The following is a 17,665-nucleotide window of genomic DNA, read 5'->3' on the forward strand; positions in this document are numbered from 1 at the left end:
CTCACCCCGGATCGCCGCCCGCGACCGGGAGCACCGTTCCGGTGATGTACGACGCCTCCTCGGAGGCGAGGAAGCAGACGGCGGCCGCCTGCTCGTCGAGCGTGCCGTAGCGATGCATGAGCGACGAGTCGAGTGTCTGATCGATGTGCGCCTGGAACCAGGCCTGATCCTGTTCGTTGACGGGTTCCGGAGTGCCGCGAGAGATCCGGCGGGGCGGAGCCTCGGTGCCGCCGGGAGCGGTCGCCACCACCCGGATGCCGGCGTCGGCGTACTCGAGCGCGAGCGACGCGGTGATCGCGTTGATGCCGCCCTTGGCCGCCGAGTACGGGATCCGGTTGATGCCGCGCGTCGCGGCCGACGAGACGTTGACGATGGTGCCCCGGCCGCGCTCGACCATGCCGGGAAGCGCTGCGCGCGAAGCGTACAGCGTCGTCATCAGCGACCGATCGATCTCGGCCTGGATCTCCTCGTCGGTGAACTCGATGAACGGCTTGAAGTTGATCGCACCGCCCACGTTGTTCACCAGCACGTCGATCCGTCCGTACGTCGAGATCGCATGCTGCACGACGGACTTCGCGCCTGCATACGTCTCGAGGTCGGCGGTGACCGAGGTGGCCTGACCGTCCGCGTCGAGCTCGGTGGCCAGTTGGTCGACCAGTTCCGAGCGGTCGGCCAGCACCAGTTTTCCACCTTCGGCGCCGATCCTGCGCGCCACGTGCTCACCGATGCCCTGCGCCGATCCGGTCACCACGACGACTGTGTCGGTGAAGCGGCCCGGGGTGACGAAGCGCGGCCTGCGCGATTCCATCTCGTCGGCCATTGCTCGCCGCATCGTCTGCTTGGAGCGGTTGGCGTGCGCACGGATCAGCGAGATCGCCCGATCCTTGTCGCCACGTTCGAACGCGTCCACGATGTCGACGTGGTCGCGCGCGCACAGCGGATGACACCACGTGGCGTTGCGCAGCACCTCGCTCATCCGACCCTTCACTCCCAGAGCCGAGTACGCCTGCAGGAGATGCTCGTTGCGCGTCTGGGTGAACAGGTAGTCGTGGAACGCGGCGTTGGTCTCGGTGTACTCGGCGGCGTCGATGAACGTCGACTTGTCGGCGTCCACGTACGGCAGAGTCGCGTCCGCGAGCAGCCGGTAGCCGGCGAGCTGCCGACTCGTGAGGCGGCCGAAAGTGAGCTCCAGAGCACCGAGTTCCAGCGCGGCACGAGCCTCGAACAGCGCGTCGGACGCGAAGACGCCCGGGTGCTCCTGGCCGATCTGGTAGCCCTGCGACCCGACGGTGCTGCCGTCCACGATGGTGGAGGAGTGCGCAGCGGCCGGGGCCGGGGCCGGTGTTGCCGTGGCTGCCGGGGCAGCCGCGGGCGTCGGCTCGTGCAGGGGGCGGATGGCCTTCTTCGTGAACATCTCCTGCCTGCCGATGTTCCGTGCGAGGGTCAGGCGCACCTCGTCGTCGCCCGGATCGCCGGCTTGAGCGGGCGGGGCGCTTCCGCGCCAGATCCGGTTTCCGGCGACGGCGCGACGGGCGTCGTCGTCGGGGGTGCGTGCTGCGGCACCGCTCCACGGCTGGGTCGGTGCCGGAGGCAGAACCTGCTTCCCGGTGATCCCGCGCGCATCGTCGACGATGAGCAGGTCGTCGCCGGTGCTCGACAGGGGAGCGGGCGACGGGGCAGTTCCGGCCTCGGCGTCGGCGATGGCCGTCACCGTGTCGGGCGCCGTCTCCGGCTCTGCGCCGGGAGTCGCCTTCGGCGCACCGGCGAGCGCGAACTTCTCGTAGTAGAAGCCGGTCGGCTCGATGCCGCTGTCGCTCACGTGAGTGCGGACCGACTCGACCATCGGCGGCGGACCGCACAGGTAGATCGCGACGTCGCCGTCGTAGAGGTGCTGCGGTTCGATCAGCGTGGTGACGTACCCCTTGTTCTTCGCGCTGCTGTCCGCGGCCGCGACGCAGTGGTCCCACGTGAAGCCGGACAGCTCGTTCTGGAAGAACTCGATCTCGTCGACGGCGACCAGATCCTCGTCGGTGCTGACACCGTAGATCAGGTGGGCTTTGCGGGGACTGTTGTCGGCGTGCAGTTTCCGCAGGATCGATAGCACCGGGGCCAGCCCGGTGCCACCCGCCAGCAGCATGATGGGCCGCTCGGAGTCGCGGAGGAAGAACGAACCGTGCGGGCCGGTGAACGAGATCGCGTCGCCGACCTTCGCCTGATCGGTGAGGTACGTCGACATCATGCCGCCGGGAGTGATCTTGATCAGGAACGTGAGTCGGTCCTCGTGCGGTCCACTGGAGAACGAGTACGACCGGGTCAGCGGACCGTCGCCCGCCTCGTTCTCCGTGCCGGGCACTGCGATGTTCACGTACTGACCGGGAAGGAATGCCAGTTCACCGCGGTTGGGGATCGACACGGCGAGCTTGACGGTCGTCTCCGACAGCCGCTGTAGATCGTCGATCGTGCCGTTGAAGGTGGCTGCCTGGGTCTTGGCCACCTCGGACGTCGCCGCTATCTGGAGCACCAGATCGGATTTGGGCTTCATCGAGCACGGCAGCGCGTAACCCTCATCGGACTCGGACGATGAGAGCGCATCCTCGATGTAGTCGCCGCCGTCGTACTCGCCGGATTCGCAGAACGCCTTGCACGTTCCGCAGGCGCCGTCGCGGCAGTCCAGCGGAATGTTGATCCGATTGCGGTACGAGGCGTCGGCCACCGTCTGATCGTCCCGGCAGGTGATGAATCGGGTGACGCCGTCTTCGAACGCGAGCGCGACCTGATGGGATCCGTCGCCCGTTTCCGCGTTCCCGTCAGAGGTGGGTCGGTCGGTCGTGACAGTCATGTGGGTCTCCGGTTTAGATGTGATAGATGTCGACGACGTGGTGGATGTAGTCGTTCTTCAACACCACGGTCTTGCGACGGATCAGCGGGTTCTCACCCGAGAAGTCGATCGTGTAGAACGAGGTCCCGTAGTACGGGTCGATCGTCTTGTACCGGAAGTACATCGTGTGCCAGTTGAAGCGCACATCCACGATGTCGCCGTCGCGTCCGATCACCTCGACGTTCGAGATGTTGTGACTCGTACGGGCTTCGGGGAGGGATGTGGCCGATGAACGCTCGGTGCGGATCCGGAACACGCGGTCGGCGAGCCCGCCCTTGTTCGCGTAGTAGATCAGCGAGATCTCGGATTCGGGGTCCTGCGTGAGCTCGTCGTTGTCGTCCCACGACGGCATCCAGTAGACGACGTCGTCTGCGTAGCATTCCAGCCACTTCTCAAATTCCCGGTCATCGAGATGGCGGGCCTCCCGGTACAGGAACTGCTCGATCATGTTCTGCGTGATCAGCGTGCCGCCGGACTGAGCTGCGGCCGGTGCGCTGGTGGATTCGGTGGTGGTCATGATGATCGTCCTTTCAGGCGCACGGGCCGGCGGTGGGCTTCGGGGCTGCAGCTTCGGCCGATTCCTCGGCGGTCAGGCCCTTGCGCATGGTCTCGAGCCAGTAACCGTGCTGGACGGGGAACAGGCCCTCGTCCTCGTTGCGCGCACCGGCCGAGATCACGTTCGGCATGTCCAGGGACTCGGCCACCTCGTCGGGGCCGGTGATCCAGTGCTCGGCACCGCGGCTCATGTCGTTCCACGGCGCTGCTTGTGCACGGAACGTGACCTGGCACGAGCGGAACTCCTCGAGGTCGTCGGGGGTGGCCATGCCGGACGCGTTGAAGAAGTCCTCGTACTGGCGGATGCGCCACGACCGTGACGCCGCGCTCTCGCCCTTCGGCGCGATGCAGTAGATGGTGACCTCGGTCTTGTCCGGGGCGATGGGCCGGAAGTGACGGATCTGCGTGGAGAACTGGTCCATCAGGTAGACGTTCGGGTAGAGGCACAGGTTTCGCGAGCCGCGGACCATGAACTCGCCCTTGGCGTCGCCGAAGCTCTCCTTGAGTTCGTCCATCCGATCCCACAGCGGGCGGTCCTGAGGGTTGCCCGCCCAGGTCCAGAGGCACAGGTGGCCGTTGGGGTACGACCAGTAGCCGCCGCCCGACTTGCCCCAGCTGCCCGCGTCCAGGGTCTTGGTGGCGTTGGCCGACTCGCCGGTGTTACGGCGCGAGGTGGTGGCCGCGTAGTTCCAGTGCACCGCACTGACGTGGTAGCCGTCGGCGCCGTTCTCCGCCTGCACCTTCCAGTTGCCGTCGTAGGTGTAGGTGGAGGAGCCGCGCACCACCTCGAGGCCGTCGGGAGACTGGTCGACGAGCATGTCGATGACCTTGGTCGAGTCACCGAGGTGCTCCTCGAGCGAGAGGACATCGGGGTTGAGGCTGCCGAACAGGAAGCCGCGGTAGGTGTCGAACTTCGCGACCTTGGTCAGGTTGTGGCTGCCGTCGACGTCGAAGGTGTCCGGATAGCCGGCGCCCTCGGGATCCTTGACCTTGAGGAGCGTTCCGTCGTTTCGGAACGTCCAACCGTGGAACGGGCACGTCAGCGTGGTGCGGTTATCCGTCTTGCGGCGGCACAGCATGGCACCGCGGTGCGCGCACGCGTTGATCAGCAGGTGGAGTTCGCCGTGCTTGTCGCGCGTGACGACGACCGGCTGGCGGCCGATGTACGTGGTGAAGTAGTCGCCGGGTTCGGATACCTGGCTCTCGTGCGCGAGGTAGACCCAGTTGCCCTCGAAGATGTACTTCATCTCGAGCTCGAAGATGTCCTCATCGGTGAAGATGCGACGGTTCGCGCGGTACACGCCCGCTTCGCGGTCATCGACCACCGCATCGGAGAGAACCGACGAGAGGTGCTCGAGGTGCGTCGGTAGCGGGGTCTGCGGAACTGTTGCGGTCATGAGGACCTCCGGATGTCGTGATGTGGGCTGTACTTCGAGGGTGCTCGTTTGTGTCACCAATCACACTAGGCGAAACCCTAGGACTGAGCTGGGGGCTGATTGATCGTCGTATGATCTCAATCGGACGGAATATCGCATATTGCGCCTATTTATCGAACGTCGTACCGTGATTCACATATGCACCGGGTCACATCGTCGGCACCCTGGAGATGACGGGCACCGGTCCTGGTGAACGGGGAGATCAATGGAACTGCGCCACCTCCGCTACTTCGCCGCGGTCGCCGACACCTGTCACTTCGGGCAGGCGGCCGGTCGGCTTCACGTCGCGCAGCCGGCGTTGTCGTATGCGATTCGTCAGCTCGAGGGCGAGCTCGAAGTGGTCCTGTTCACCCGCACCACGCGCCAGGTGGCGCTGACGCCCGCAGGCGAGTATTTCCAGGACGAGGTCGGGCGCATCCTGGCGTCGGTCGACCGTGCCGTGCACGGTGCGCGGCGTCTGGCCGACGGCCGCAGCGGACTGATCCGCCTCGGGCTCACCGGTACGGCTGCCTTCTCCCACCTGCCGTCGATCGCGCGCGCCATCGGCCAGGAGCTGCCCGAGGTGGCACTGCAGATCTCCAGCGACCTGCTCACGCCTGACCAGTGCGACGGTCTGCGCGACGGGACGTTGGACCTGAGCCTCCTGCGACCGCCTGCCGTCGGAGACGACATCGAACTGCGCACCATCGGCTACGAGCCCCTCGTGCTGGCGGTCCCGGTAGATCACCGTCTCGCCGTGGAACCGGTCGTGTCCGTCTCCGACCTGCGAGCCGAGCCCTTCGTCGTGTACGGCAGCCGCGACTCCGCGGTGACCGCAGCGGCGCTGAAGGTGTGCCGTGAGGCGGGGTTCACCCCGCGCGGTGAGCACGAGGCGCCCGGCACCGCCGTTCTCCTGGCGCTCGTCGCCGCGGGTCTCGGTGTGAGTCTGGTGCCCGCGTCGGTGCGCGCACTGCCGCTCGACGGCCTGGTGATCCGGGATCTGCCCGATGCCGGCGAGATGGAGACCGCCCTGGCATGGCGGCGCTCCCGGGAAAATCCGCTCGTCGACGCAGTCGTCGAGATCATCACGGCGATCGACTTCTCCGGCACCTCGCCCCGCGGAGTCTCCACGTCGTCGCCCGAGGGCTGAAGCCTCGGGCCGAGTAGGAAGGATCCGCTGTGCTGGCAGCACCCACGTCGTTGGTGGCGGCGACCTCGTCCGAGGACCTGGCGGCCGCACGCGAGCAGGCGAGGTCGTGGCGCTCACCGCAGATCGGTCTGGCCGACCACGTCCTGACCGATGCGGCACTCGTCGATCTCGCCGACACCGCCGTCGCCGTCTCCGACGACTCGTTCGGCCGTGCGGTGGCGGCGATCCGATCGGCCCGGGCCGGCGATTTCCCGCCCGTTCCGGACATCGGCGCGGCGGCCGAGATGTTCCACTCGTTCCTCACTCGCGATCGCATCGACGGCTGGCTGTACGTCCGCGAACCCGATGGGTACCTGCACCCGTATCTCGTCATGAAGCTCTCTCTCGAGAACGCGGACCGCACGCACGGTCCCCGGATCAAGTTCACGATGGAGGCCGACAACCCCACGGTGAAACGGCCCTCGCGGGCACCGCGGATCCTCTACTTCGAGGAGACCGAGATCGTCGGGAAGGCTCCCGCCGACGTGCTGCTGTCCGGCGGCGCCTACCGCGAGACCAGCGCGCTCAAGGCCGAGTACCGAGAGCGCAGGAAGCGCTTCACCGAGATCATCGACAGTGGTTTCGGCACGCAGTACACCTTCACCGGGCGGGCGGTGCACACCGACGACTACCGGTCCGCCAACACACGTGCAGGTCGGAAGGTGGTGCACGACGTCGCACCAGACGAGATCGCGTCGTTGCGGATGGTGGCGCCGTCCACGTTGTTCGACGAGGGCGAGTTCGGGCCGGTTCCGGTGATCACCGCCGTGCGGGTGTTCGATCTCGCGGCCCAGGACTTCCTGGACGTGAACACGGGTGACCTCGCGGAATACCGCTACGACGTGCATCTGCAGGACAAGCTCGTCCTGCCCGACGATCAGCGCGAGTTGCTCAACATCCTGACCACCGACATCTCGGTGTTCACCGGCGACATCATCGACGGCAAGTCGGCGGGAAACGTGATCCTCGCCAAGGGGCGTCCCGGTGTCGGCAAGACCCTCACCGCCGAGGTGTACGCCGAGGTCACGCGACGCCCGCTCTACTCGATTCACTCCGGGTCCCTCGGCGTCACACCGGAACTCGTCCGGAAGAACCTCGAGGTGATCTTCGATCGCGCAAAGCGGTGGGACGCGGTCCTGCTGCTCGACGAGGCGGACGTGTTCGTCATGGAGCGCGGATTCGACCTGAGTCAGAACGCGATCGTCGCCGAGTTCCTGCGCACCCTCGAGTACTTCGACGGTCTGCTGTTCCTCACCACCAACCGGATCGACGGCGTCGACGAGGCGATCCTCGCGCGGTGCGCGGCGGTGATCGAGTACCGGCCACCGGAGCCCGATGCCGCCCGCGAGGTGTGGAGGATCCTCGCTGCGGGGAACGACGTGGTGCTGCCCGATGATCTCCTCGACGATCTGATCGGCGGCTTCCCGGACATCACGCCCCGCGACATCAAGATGCTTCTGCGGCTCGCCCTGCGCATGGCGGCTCATCGGGGTGTGCCGTTGGATACGGACATCTTCGCGACGAGCGCGCACTTCCGCGGTCTGAACTACGTCCCGCCTGCGAGTCGGTGACTCGCCGTGCGCTCCGGCCATGCCACGCAGAGGAGCCGGTCGGCGGAAGACTCCGCCGACCGGCTCGTGCTCTCAGCGTCCGTGAGATCCGCCGGGTTCAGGCCTCGGGATCGAGGACGAAGTCGTACTCGGTGATCTCGCCCTCGCCGTTCGGGTTCGGCTTCGGATCGAGGATCAGCTCGGGCTTCACCGCGGACGCGATGTCGTCACCGTTGTGCGGGTCACCCGGGAAGTACAACTGGCTCGTGTTCAGCTCGTGCTCGGGTGCGCTCACCTTGAAGTGCAGGTGCGCGGGACGCCAGGCGTGCCAGTCGGCCGCCGCGATGAGCTGACCGCAGGCCCCGTCGGTCGGGATCTGGTACGGGGCGGGGCGGATCGTGTGGATCTCGTAACGGCCCTCCTCGTTCGCGATGAACGTGCCGCGCAGGTTCCACTCGGGCAGTCCCGGTGCGAACTGCGAGTAGAAGCCGAGGTTGTCGGCGTGCCACAGCTCCAGCTTGGCTCCGGCCAGCGGGCGGCCATCGACCGAACGCACCTGTCCGGAGAAGACGAACGGGGTGCCCGGCTCGTCGTCGCGCATCGGGATGGTGCCGTTCCACTCGATCTCGGGTGATCCGCTCATGTAGTACGGGCCCTCGATGGTTCCCTTGCTGCCCTCGCGGTGCTCGTTGGCGACCTCCTCGACGGAGTGCTCGAGCCAGACGTCCAGGAACAGCGGCCACTCGCCGTCCTCGCCGACCTTGATCAGCCATGCCTTGAGCGCGTTGTACTCGGCGTAGCTGACCTTGTCCTCGATGACGATGTCGTTGAGCGCCTTGACGGCCTTGCTGGCCAGGTAGTCGACGCGCTCGTGGTCGATGGGGCCGGAGCCCGCCGCATTGGCGGCCATGCGCTCACGGAACTGCACCGAGGCGTTGGCGCCGGATTCGGCGGCCTTGGCGGTGGCCTCGGATTCGAAACTGGTGTCGGTCATTCGGGGTTCTCCTTCTTCTGGGCTCCGGCCGTGGGGCTGCACGCCGGTCACGATGGTGGGTGGTGAGCGCTCGAGGTGATCGGTGATCAGCCCGCGGCGATGTCGGATGGGTGAGTGGCGAGCGGGGTGACCGTGATGTCCATGTACGGAAACAGCGGCAGGCCGGACAGGATGCCGTGCAGTTCGCCGTTGTCCGCGACATCGAAGATCGAGTAGTTGGAGTACTCGCCGACGATCCGCCAGATGTGCGGCCACTTACCGGACCGCTGCAGGTCCTGGGAGTACGCCTTCTCGCGGGCGACGGTCTCGGCTTTGACCTCGGGGTCGAGGTCGTTGGGGATCTTGACGTCCATTCGAACGTGGAAGAGCATGTCGGTCAGCTCCGTTTCGTAGGTGGTGTCGGTGTGTGCCGGGTCGGCTCCCGACCTGGCGGTGTTCGAGATGAGTGCATTAGCGCGATCCAGGCCTTTCCCGCTGATCGGTGCCGGCCGGTCATCGGTCGATCCGGTACTCGGCGAGTTTGTCGGCGTCGATCTCGATGCCGATGCCGTCGCCGGGTAGGCGCTGCAGGCGACCGTCGACGATCTGCAGCGGCTGCGCGAGCAGGTCGTCCTGCATGTCGAGGAAGTTGGAGAGTTCGCCTGCCTGGCGCGCCGTGCGCTCGAATGCCGTACCGAAGGCCAGGGTGCAGGCGGTGCCGACCTGGCCGTCGATCTGGTTGCCCATCACGACGTCCAGTCCGAGCCCCTCGGCGAGATGGTGGACGCGCTGAGATGTGGTGAATCCGGTCCGTGCGGTCTTGATGCTGACGGCGGTCGCGGCACCGCTGAGCACTTCGCGCGTCACGTCGGCGGGGGTCGGCACGGACTCGTCTGCGATGAACGGAACATCCACCTGGTCGACGAGCCAGCGGCGTCCCAGGACGTCGTCCGCGGGGCACAGCTCCTCGGCGTAGAGGAGGTCGAGGTCGGCCATCTCCTGCATCGCCCGTGCGGATTCGCGCGGCGTCCAGCCGCGGTTGCCGTCGACGTACAGGTCGATGTCGTCGCCGAAGTGCTCGCGCAGCGCGCGGACCACGACGGTGTCGAGAGAGACCGGCTTGCGGCCGACCTTCACCTTGAACGTGCTGATGCCGTAGGTCTCGCGCATCCGCTCCGCCTCGGCGACCATCACGTCGGGTTCGGCGAAGCCGAGCATGTGCGAGACGCGGAGGCTGTCGGTGAACCCGCCCAGGAGTTCGGAGACCGATTGCTCGAGGGTCTTTCCGAGCGCGTCCCAGACGGCCATGTCGATAGCCGACTTCGCGGTCGGATTGCCGATGGTCCGCTCCAGGCGATCCCGGATCACTTCGCGCTGGAGCAGCGTGGTTCCGACGACCTCGGGCGCGAACACGTCGTTGACGACGGCGACGATGCCCTTCTGCGTCTCCCCATAGGTGAAGGGTCGCGGCGGGGCCTCGGCGGTTCCGATGACACCGTCCTCGGTGTGCACCCGCACCAGCACGTGCTGCGCGGTGCGGACCTCGCCCGAGGCGAAACGAAGCGGCTTCACATACGGGATCGCGAAGGGGATCGCTTCGACGGCGGTGATCTTCATGTCGCTCCCGGAGATCTGTTGTCGCGGTAGACGCGACTTTGTGGGCTGGGGCGATCGTCTCACGTCATGTGATCACGATCACTGATACCAGAGTAGGAGCTAGATAGATATAGAACAAGAACCCAATTTCGTTCAATTGAAACTGGGTGTTTATCAATCTGGGCCGCCATGCGTCGGTGTCGGTGACCCTTGCGGGCGGCCGCTGTCAGTCGGCTTCGGGTGTGAAGGTGTCGGGGAGGTAGGGGTCGGCCCAGGCCGCGATCAGCTGTGCCGCGCGTCGGGCGTGCTTCGGCTTCGACAGCAGGTGATCCGCACCGTCGAGTGCGATGAAGGACTTGGGATGCCGAGCCGCACGGTAGATGCCGTTGGCGTTCCGGATCTCGACCAGCTCGTCGTCGGGCGCGTGCATGATGAGCAGCGGGCGGTCCAGTGCGCGGGCGGCGTTGTGGATGTCGGAGTCGTGCAGGTCCTGCACGAACTCGCGGGAGACGGTGACGCGCTGTCCGCCGAGGATCACTTCGGCGCGCCCATCGCGCTGCACGTCGTCGAGAATCCCCGCGAACAGGTGGGTGACGTGACCGGGATCGGACGGGGCGCCGATCGTCACGACGGCGGCCACCTCGGGAATCTCGAGCGCTGCCGGGATGGCGGCGGCTCCGCCGAGCGAGTGCCCGACCAGCAGGGTGGGAGCGCGGTGGTGCTCACGCAGCCACGATGCGGCCAGCCCGAGGTCGGCCACGTTGGAGGAGAAGGTCGATTCGGCGAACTCGCCGCCGGAATCGCCGAAACCGGTGAAGTCGAACCGGAGGACGGCCATCCCGCGTGCGGTCAGTTCGCGAGCGACCCTCCTGGTGGCCGGATGGTTGCGGCCACCGGTGAAGCAGTGGGCCATGAGTCCGAAGGTCTCCGGCTCCTTGGGTGGCAGGTCCAGTGTTCCGTGGAGCGTCTCACCGTCGGACCCGGTGAATGTGATCTCTTGCGACTCCATGGGCCGAGCATGCCAGAGTCAGCAGGCCGGTTCGAGGATCTTGCGGGGTGCGAACCAGCCGAGGAAGAGGGCGCCCACCGCGAGCGTTCCGCCGAGCACCAGGCATGCGGACTGCATCGGTGGCAGGAATGCGCCCTGGGCGCCCGAGACGATCTCGTGGGCGAGTTGCGATGCCTGCCCCGGCAGGCTGTCGCTCACCTTGACCGCGCCGGCGAGCGAGCCGCGGATGGCCTCCTCGGCCTGTGCGCCGGCCGCTGGGTCGAACGCGCCGATCTGGTTCTTCGCCGCCGCGGCGGTCGCGCCGATGCGAGCCTCGTATCCGGCCGCCATGATGCTTCCGGCGAGTGCGATGCCGATCGCGGCGCCGAACTCGCGTGCGGTGTCGTTGACCGCCGAACCGACTCCCTGGTTCTCGAGCGGGGTGTTCGACATGATGGCGGTCGTCGACGGGGCGGTCGCCAACCCGATCCCCACGGCGCAGACGCTGAGCAGGACGCCGAGTTTCCAGTACTCGTCGGTGTCGACCACGCCGAGCAGGATCACCCCCGCGGCCGTGATGCCGATGCCGGTGGCGAGAACGAAGCGGAGCGAATCGAATCGCACGGCGATCCAGTTGCCGAGCATGGCGAACACTCCGACGCCTGCCACCATCGGGAACAGCGCCACAGCCGACTTGAGGGCCGAGTAGCCGTACACCATCTGGAGTTGCTGGAGGACCAGGTAGAACAGGCCGAACGAGGCGAGGAACTGCAGCGCCACCGACAGTGAGCCGGACGCGAACGCGCGATTGCGGAAGAGTCCGACGTCGAGCAGGGGGTCGGTCCGACGTTGCTCGATGCGGACGAACGCGACGATGAGTCCGGCTCCGCCGATCAGGCAGACCAGGATGAGGGGATCCGTCCAGCCGCGATGCGGCCCCTCGAGGAGTCCGTAGACGACGCCTGCGACCGCCGACATCGAGGTGAGGGAGCCGAGGACGTCGAACCGCCCGGGGTGTTCGTCCTTCGAACTGCCGATGGTGAGCGTGAGCAGAAAGGTCGCAGCGGAGGAGGCGGCGAATGCGATGAAGACCGAGTTCCAGTGGAAGAAGTTGAGCAGGAGACCGGTGACGAAGAAGCCGGCGATCGCTCCCGCGCCCGCTACCGCCGCCCACACGCTGATGGCGATCGCGCGCTTCTCCCGCGGGACGCCCGCGGTGATCAGCGACAGGGTGCTCGGCATGATGAGTGCCGCGCCGACGCCCGCACCGACGCGGGTGACGATGAGGGAGGTCGGGCCGTCGACCCACACGGCAGCGAGCGATGCGGTGCCGAAGACGGCCAGGCCGACGAGGAGAACGGTGCGTCGCCCGATCCGGTCGCCGATCGCACCCGCGGGGAGCAGCAGTGCGGCCAGGACCAGCGTGTAACCGTCGATGATCCACGTCATCTCCGCGTTGGTGGCCCCGGTGTCCACGGCGATGTCGGGGAGGGCGGTGTTGAGGGCGGCCATCGCCGCGACGACCAGGCTCACGGCGGCGCAGGCGGTGAAGATCAGCCAGATCGACCGGAAGGTCATGGAGCCGTCACCGGTTCGTCGTCCGACACGCATCATCAGTTCACCCTATTCATCTGTCACTTGTGTCACAGTGATCACACGGGCTCATCACTGCCGTACACGAGCGAAAGTGGATCATCATGGCTGCAGATCGCATCGCGCCGTCCCCCGAATTCAATGCCGTCCGCCTGCATGTCGGTCGCCTGCTCATCCTGCTGGCAGGCGTCATCGGCGTCATCGCCGCACTGGTCATCATCGTGACCAGCGCTGCCTGACCGACGACCGGAGCACACAGACGACGAACGCCACCCGTTCGCGTGAAGCGTCCGGGTGGCGTCCGTGGCGGGCATGATCATCTCGCCTCAGCGGCTGTCGATCATGCTGCGTACTTCTCGATCACGTCGCCCACAGGGCCGAGTGCGTCGATCACGTAGCCCTTGGCCTTACCGCGCACACTGCGGTACGCCTTCGCGAGCACGTTCGGCGCCGACTCGGCCTGACCGTCCGTTACGGCCAGCAGTGCTTCGGCGGCCTCGTCGCCGTTGGCAGTCAGGTGATCGCCGAATGCGACGTCCGCGGGCTTGGAGTCCCACAGCGGCGACAGCGCAGTCAGGAAATCGGGAAGCATCTTGCCGGTTGCGGTCTGCACCACGCCCGGCTTGAACTTCTGAGCGGCGGAGTAGGCGCCCTTCAGCGCCGTACCCGACAGGCCCGACTGCTTGCGAACCTCGGCGTCGATCACAGTGGCGAGATCGGTGGCCATCGCCTCCCGGTTGCCGTCCAGTGTGGGAAGCAAAGACGTTGACATGCAGAGCCTTTCGATTAGGAAGTGCGGAACACGACGTTGCCCAGAGCCGCTGCGCCGTCTCGGTCGACGACGCTCGTCCTCGCGAGCAGTCGGTCGCCATCCTCCCAGGCGTCGATGCGAAGCGTCTCACCGGGGAACACGACTCCGGCGAACGTCACCGAGTAGTCGACGACCTTCGCCGCGTCGCCGCCGTACACACTGTCGATGACCGCTCGGCACACCGCGCCGTAGGTGCACAGCCCGTGCAGGATCGGACGTGGAAAGCCCGCGCGCTCAGCGAATCCCGGATCACTGTGCAGTGGGTTCCGATCGCCGCACAGCCGGTACAGGAGCGCCTGCTGCGGCAGTGTCGGCACGGTGATCACGTGGTCCGGATCGCGGTCGGGGATCTCGACCTTGTTCGACGTCCCGCGTTCGCCCCCGAAGCCGCCCTCGCCCTTCGCGAAGATCGACGATCGCGCGGTCCACAGGGCGTTCCCCTGATCGTCCACGGTCTCCGACTCCTGGATGATCACGGCCGCCGAGCCCTTGTCCTGGATCTCGGCGATCCGGGTCCGCGTCGTCGCGGTGCCCTCGGCAGGCAGTGGGCGGTGCACGCGGACCTGCTGGCTTCCGTGCACCACCTTCGCCAGATCGATGTCCACGCCGGGGAACGACACCGTCGGGGCCTCGGTCGCGAGGAAGTTGGCCGCGACCGTCGCGAACGACGGCAGGGTCTTGGGCGCGGCGTCGTCGATGTACTGCAGCCCCACGGTGTCCATGGGGTCGCTCGCACCTCCGACGGCGAGGTTGTAGAGCGCGATCTCGCGGGGCGTCCACGAGAAGGTCTGCTCGCCGAGGTCGGCGCCGACGGCGACAGCGGGATCGATGGGCATGCTCAGGCTCCTGTACGGGAAACGTCGTTCTGCTGCGATCGGGTCACCACGTCGAGTGCGGCGAGGTATCCGAACACCATCGCGGGGCCGATGGTGGCGCCCGGGCCGGCGTAGGTATGGCCCATCACCGGCGCGCTGGTATTTCCAGACGCGTAGAGGCCGTCGATGACACTGCCGTCCTCGCGAAGCGCACGGCCTGCCGTGTCGGTGTCCACACCGCCCTTGGTCCCCAGATCGCCCGGAACCATCTTGACCGCGTAGAACGGCCCCTTGTCGACGGCGCCGAGGCTCGGGTTGGGCTTGTTGGTGATGTCGCCGTAGTAATGGTCGTAGCTGCTGTCGCCGCGGTGGAAGTCGGCGTCGACGCCGGAGCGGGCGAATTCGTTGAAGCGGTCGGTGGTCGAGACCAGCTTCTCCGCGGGCAGACCCGTCTTCTCGGCCAGTTCGGCGATGGTGGCCGCCTTCACGACCACGCCGGACTTGAGCCAGCTCTTCGGCAGCGGCTGCCGCGCGGTGACGCCTGCGAACAGGTACCGGTTGCGGCAGCGCTGATCGAAGATGAGCCACGACGGAACGTTCTCGCCGGGGCCCTCTCCCTGGCCGAACGTGCCGCCGTACATCTGGTGGACGGCCTCCACGTAGGGGAGTGACTCGTTCATGAAGCGCTCACCGTTCAGGTTGACGATGAAGGTGCCCGGGACCGACCGCTCCGAGAGTGCGAACCAGGGACCCTTCGGCAGCGGGATGGTGGGGCCCCACCAGGAGTCGTTCATCAGGGAGACGCCGGCACCCGCACCGATCGCCGCGTTGATGCCGTCGCCGGTGTTCGACGGGGCGCCCGTGGTCCACTGCGAACCGATCGGGGCGCGCTGGTACTTCGCGCGCATCTCCTCGTTGTTCTCGAACCCGCCGGTGCCGAGGATGACGCCGTGCCTGGCGCGCAGTTCGGTCTCGATGGCGTCGACCGTCGTGTCGTCGTCGTTGGACTCGGTGGTTCGGGTCCGCACGCCGACGACCTTGCCGTTCTCGGTGATCAGTTCGTGCAGTGGCGTGTTGAGCCGGATGTCGACGCCCGCCTCGCGGCAGCCGAGGAGCAGCTCGGCCGCCAGTGCTGCGCCCATCGCGATCATCTTCTTGCCGCGCGCACGTGCCCAGAAGAACCGGGCGCCGACCTTGGCCATGCGCAGCGGTCCGCGCCAGTGGCGCAGACCGGTGTTGAGCCAGCGGTAGTCGGACTGCAGGACCACCATGTTCAGCGGCGCCTTGGTGTACTGCGGGTGCAGAGTGTCGAGGTCGTCGCCGAGGCGTGCAGCGTCGAACGGCTTCGGCTCGCAGGAACGTCCGCCTGCTCGTCCGCCCGGGGCTTCGGGGTAGTAGTCCGAGTAGCCCTTGACCCATTCGAGGTCGAGCGGCGCGTGCGCCATCAGGTAGTCGAGAGCTTCCGGCCCGCGGTCGATGTAGGTGTCGATGCGCTCAGCCGGCGCGTGCTCGCCGATGATGGAGTGGACGTAAGTGCGAGCCGCATCGACGGTGTCGTCGACGCCGTCGCGCCGCAGCACGGTGTTGTTCGGGATCCAGACGCCGCCGCCGGAGCGGGAGGTGGAGCCGCCCCAGTAGGGGGACTTCTCGATCAGGACCGTCTTGAGGCCCTTCGTGGCGGCGGTGAGTGCGGCTGACATGCCCGCTGCTCCCGCCCCCACGACGATGACGTCGAATTCTTCCTCGGCCATGTGCTTCCCTTCGACTTCCAGTGCGCGGCCCAGCCACGGAACTAGAACAAGTTATAGAACGTGTTGCAGAACAGCCTAAACCAGTCGTGGGCGAGGAAGGAAGAACGGCCGGTTCCGACGGCCCGCGAGTGCCGGTTTCCGGAAGCGCACCTAGATCTTGACCTGGGTGAGCAACGGCGTGGTCGGTGCAGGGGAGCCACCGCGCGGCTCGAGCGTCACCGCGAATGCCGCAGTGCCGTCGAGACCGTCGATTACGACCGGCGGGGCGGCGTCGCCGAACAGTCCGGCAGAGACCGGTTGCGCCTGCTTGCCCACCATCCACAGCTGCAGTGTGCGTTCGTCGGGCAGTGGCCTGCCTGCCCCACGCAGCGTCGCGACCGCCTGGTTGCGCGTTTTGGAGCTCACGATGGTCAGCACTCCGCGCGCGTCGTCGAGGGTGCCCTTCGAGACCACAGCATCCGGCGCGGTGAACACCGATGCCGCGTCGTTCTGCGCGGTCGTGGTCTTCGACGTCTCCGGGGCCGTCGATCGTCCGACGATGACCCCGGCGCCGAGGGCGACCGCGATCGCGGCAGCTGCGGCGCCGACCAGCATGGCCATCCGCCGTCGGTCGCGTGCCCGCTCGATCGGTGTGACGGCCGCGGCGTGACCCGCTCCGGTGGAACCGAAATCCGTATCCGAACCGGAACGCGCGGCTGCACCGGTGGTTCCGGTGCGCACATGGCCGATGCCGGCATCGAAATCGGCGAGCACTCTCGCACGCAGCGTCGCAGGCGTGTCCTGCCGATAGCGCTGGGCGTACTCGGCCATCAACTCCTGGACGTCGGCGATCTGGTCGTCGTAATCGACCCGGCGAGAGGCGGGCAGCTCGTTGAGCTGAGCCTGAACCTCGTCGTTCTCGTCGGCAGGGAGGCTGTCGATGGCATACAGCTCCACGTGGTCGTCGAGCCACTCGCGGTCGGTCATTGCTCTCCAGTCTTGACGCACGTGCGCAGACTGCGCAATCCGTCGCGAATGCGGGACTTGATGGTGGGTAGCGGGGTCGCCGTGTGAGCGGCGACCTCGGGGTAGGTCATTCCACTGAAGTACGACAGTTCGATGCTGTTCCGCTGGAGCTCTGTCAGCCGGCTGAGGCACTGGCGCAGAGTGGCCGCTTCCTCGCGTTGTTCCAGCGGCTCGGTGACCGGGGCGGGTGGCACTGCGGTGTTCGCGGTCGAGTACTGCGAGCCGCGCTGCCGGTGCAGTTCCTCCGATCGGACCCGGTCAACTGATCGCCGATGCGCGATCGTCATCATCCAGCTGATGACGCTGCCGCGTGCCGGGTCGTACTCCGATGCGTGCTGCCAGTACCGCAGGTAGGACTCCTGAACCACTTCTTCTGCGTGGCTCCGGTCGTGGAGGATGCGCAGCACCAGGCCGTACACGCGCGCGCTGGTGAGATCGTAGAGACGCGCGAATGCGCTGTGGTCACCGGCTGCGGACTCGACCAGCAGGTGTGCCAGGTCGTTGCCTGGGTCGGTCCGGTTCATGGTCACTTCCTCACCGTAACGG

Annotated in this window: 16 protein-coding genes; 3 read left to right on the forward strand and 13 right to left on the reverse strand. The window is 66.9% G+C overall.

Annotated elements, in window-relative coordinates:
- Nucleotide 1: 1 nt before the first annotated feature.
- The 3 genes from benC to benA are packed head-to-tail and all read right to left on the reverse strand — an operon-like array spanning nt 2 to nt 4,830.
- On the reverse strand, nt 2–2,839 hold the full coding sequence (benC, locus tag FO044_RS02155; RefSeq protein ID WP_132993035.1) for a benzoate 1,2-dioxygenase electron transfer component BenC: 2,838 nt from the start codon (nt 2,837–2,839) through the stop codon (nt 2–4).
- A gap of 13 nt (nt 2,840–2,852) precedes the next feature.
- Nucleotides 2,853–3,395: a benzoate 1,2-dioxygenase small subunit gene (gene benB, locus FO044_RS02160; RefSeq protein WP_132993036.1), complete on the reverse strand. Its 543-nt coding sequence runs from the start codon at nt 3,393–3,395 to the stop codon at nt 2,853–2,855.
- 13 nt (nt 3,396–3,408) lie between these two features.
- Nucleotides 3,409–4,830, reverse strand: coding sequence for a benzoate 1,2-dioxygenase large subunit (gene benA / locus FO044_RS02165; RefSeq protein WP_132993037.1), 1,422 nt, complete (start codon nt 4,828–4,830; stop codon nt 3,409–3,411).
- 244 nt (nt 4,831–5,074) lie between these two features.
- Here benA and FO044_RS02170 point away from each other — a divergent pair, with 244 nt between their 5' ends.
- Both FO044_RS02170 and FO044_RS02175 read left to right on the forward strand, forming a co-directional pair.
- On the forward strand, nt 5,075–5,998 hold the full coding sequence (locus FO044_RS02170) for a LysR family transcriptional regulator (protein WP_132993038.1): 924 nt from the start codon (nt 5,075–5,077) through the stop codon (nt 5,996–5,998).
- A 29-nt stretch (nt 5,999–6,027) separates the two neighbouring features.
- Nucleotides 6,028–7,608, forward strand: coding sequence for an AAA family ATPase (locus FO044_RS02175; RefSeq protein ID WP_132993039.1), 1,581 nt, complete (start codon nt 6,028–6,030; stop codon nt 7,606–7,608).
- A 97-nt stretch (nt 7,609–7,705) separates the two neighbouring features.
- On the opposite strand, the gene catA is transcribed toward FO044_RS02175, so the two are convergent.
- From catA to FO044_RS02200, 5 genes are all read right to left on the reverse strand, one after another.
- Complete coding sequence (catA, locus tag FO044_RS02180) at nt 7,706–8,581, reverse strand: catechol 1,2-dioxygenase (protein ID WP_132993040.1); 876 nt, start codon at nt 8,579–8,581, stop codon at nt 7,706–7,708.
- Nucleotides 8,582–8,667: 86 nt separating this feature from the next.
- Nucleotides 8,668–8,952 (reverse strand): muconolactone Delta-isomerase, encoded by a 285-nt coding sequence (catC, locus tag FO044_RS02185; RefSeq protein WP_132993041.1) that lies wholly within the window; start codon nt 8,950–8,952, stop codon nt 8,668–8,670.
- A 121-nt stretch (nt 8,953–9,073) separates the two neighbouring features.
- A complete protein-coding gene (locus FO044_RS02190; RefSeq protein WP_132993042.1) occupies nt 9,074–10,177 on the reverse strand; it encodes a mandelate racemase/muconate lactonizing enzyme family protein in 1,104 nt (367 codons plus the stop codon).
- Between the two features lie 205 nt (nt 10,178–10,382).
- Entirely contained in the window at nt 10,383–11,165 is a 783-nt protein-coding gene (locus FO044_RS02195; protein WP_132993043.1) for an alpha/beta hydrolase family protein, read from the reverse strand.
- Nucleotides 11,166–11,183: 18 nt separating this feature from the next.
- Nucleotides 11,184–12,758: an MFS transporter gene (locus tag FO044_RS02200; RefSeq protein ID WP_235831408.1), complete on the reverse strand. Its 1,575-nt coding sequence runs from the start codon at nt 12,756–12,758 to the stop codon at nt 11,184–11,186.
- A gap of 83 nt (nt 12,759–12,841) precedes the next feature.
- On the opposite strand from FO044_RS02200, the gene FO044_RS15200 reads away from it, so the two are divergent.
- Nucleotides 12,842–12,976, forward strand: coding sequence for a hypothetical protein (locus FO044_RS15200; RefSeq protein ID WP_268896106.1), 135 nt, complete (start codon nt 12,842–12,844; stop codon nt 12,974–12,976).
- A gap of 101 nt (nt 12,977–13,077) precedes the next feature.
- Here the strand turns inward: FO044_RS15200 and FO044_RS02205 are convergent, their stop codons facing one another.
- From FO044_RS02205 to sigK, 5 genes are all read right to left on the reverse strand, one after another.
- On the reverse strand, nt 13,078–13,509 hold the full coding sequence (locus FO044_RS02205; RefSeq protein WP_132993044.1) for a DUF6918 family protein: 432 nt from the start codon (nt 13,507–13,509) through the stop codon (nt 13,078–13,080).
- A gap of 14 nt (nt 13,510–13,523) precedes the next feature.
- A complete protein-coding gene (locus FO044_RS02210) occupies nt 13,524–14,384 on the reverse strand; it encodes a MaoC/PaaZ C-terminal domain-containing protein (protein WP_132993045.1) in 861 nt (286 codons plus the stop codon).
- A gap of 2 nt (nt 14,385–14,386) precedes the next feature.
- Complete coding sequence (gene kstD / locus FO044_RS02215; RefSeq protein WP_132993046.1) at nt 14,387–16,114, reverse strand: 3-oxosteroid 1-dehydrogenase; 1,728 nt, start codon at nt 16,112–16,114, stop codon at nt 14,387–14,389.
- Between the two features lie 150 nt (nt 16,115–16,264).
- Nucleotides 16,265–17,080, reverse strand: a complete 816-nt coding sequence (locus FO044_RS02220) for an anti-sigma factor (protein ID WP_132993047.1) — start codon at nt 17,078–17,080, stop codon at nt 16,265–16,267.
- Nucleotides 17,077–17,643 carry an ECF RNA polymerase sigma factor SigK gene (gene sigK / locus FO044_RS02225; protein WP_132993438.1) on the reverse strand — a complete coding sequence of 189 codons (567 nt, stop codon included), beginning with the start codon at nt 17,641–17,643 and terminating at the stop codon, nt 17,077–17,079. Before sigK ends, FO044_RS02220 begins: the two co-directional genes overlap by 4 nt.
- Between the last annotated feature and the right edge of the window lie 22 nt (nt 17,644–17,665).

It is taken from the genome of Gordonia zhaorongruii, assembly GCF_007559005.1.
GTDB lineage: Bacteria > Actinomycetota > Actinomycetes > Mycobacteriales > Mycobacteriaceae > Gordonia > Gordonia zhaorongruii.

Bases quoted from the DNA above. Each gene is read 5' to 3' on its own strand.
- benC (WP_132993035.1), bottom strand. From the start codon at position 2,839: ATGACTGTCACGACCGACCGACCCACCTCTGACGGGAACGCGGAAACG.
- benB (WP_132993036.1), bottom strand. From the start codon at position 3,395: ATGACCACCACCGAATCCACCAGCGCACCGGCCGCAGCTCAGTCCGGC.
- benA (WP_132993037.1), bottom strand. From the start codon at position 4,830: ATGACCGCAACAGTTCCGCAGACCCCGCTACCGACGCACCTCGAGCAC.
- FO044_RS02170 (WP_132993038.1), top strand. From the start codon at position 5,075: ATGGAACTGCGCCACCTCCGCTACTTCGCCGCGGTCGCCGACACCTGT.
- catA (WP_132993040.1), bottom strand. From the start codon at position 8,581: ATGACCGACACCAGTTTCGAATCCGAGGCCACCGCCAAGGCCGCCGAA.
- catC (WP_132993041.1), bottom strand. From the start codon at position 8,952: ATGCTCTTCCACGTTCGAATGGACGTCAAGATCCCCAACGACCTCGAC.
- FO044_RS02190 (WP_132993042.1), bottom strand. From the start codon at position 10,177: ATGAAGATCACCGCCGTCGAAGCGATCCCCTTCGCGATCCCGTATGTG.
- FO044_RS02195 (WP_132993043.1), bottom strand. From the start codon at position 11,165: ATGGAGTCGCAAGAGATCACATTCACCGGGTCCGACGGTGAGACGCTC.
- FO044_RS02200 (WP_235831408.1), bottom strand. From the start codon at position 12,758: ATGATGCGTGTCGGACGACGAACCGGTGACGGCTCCATGACCTTCCGG.
- FO044_RS15200 (WP_268896106.1), top strand. From the start codon at position 12,842: ATGGCTGCAGATCGCATCGCGCCGTCCCCCGAATTCAATGCCGTCCGC.
- FO044_RS02205 (WP_132993044.1), bottom strand. From the start codon at position 13,509: ATGTCAACGTCTTTGCTTCCCACACTGGACGGCAACCGGGAGGCGATG.
- FO044_RS02210 (WP_132993045.1), bottom strand. From the start codon at position 14,384: ATGCCCATCGATCCCGCTGTCGCCGTCGGCGCCGACCTCGGCGAGCAG.
- kstD (WP_132993046.1), bottom strand. From the start codon at position 16,114: ATGGCCGAGGAAGAATTCGACGTCATCGTCGTGGGGGCGGGAGCAGCG.
- FO044_RS02220 (WP_132993047.1), bottom strand. From the start codon at position 17,080: ATGACCGACCGCGAGTGGCTCGACGACCACGTGGAGCTGTATGCCATC.
- sigK (WP_132993438.1), bottom strand. From the start codon at position 17,643: ATGAACCGGACCGACCCAGGCAACGACCTGGCACACCTGCTGGTCGAG.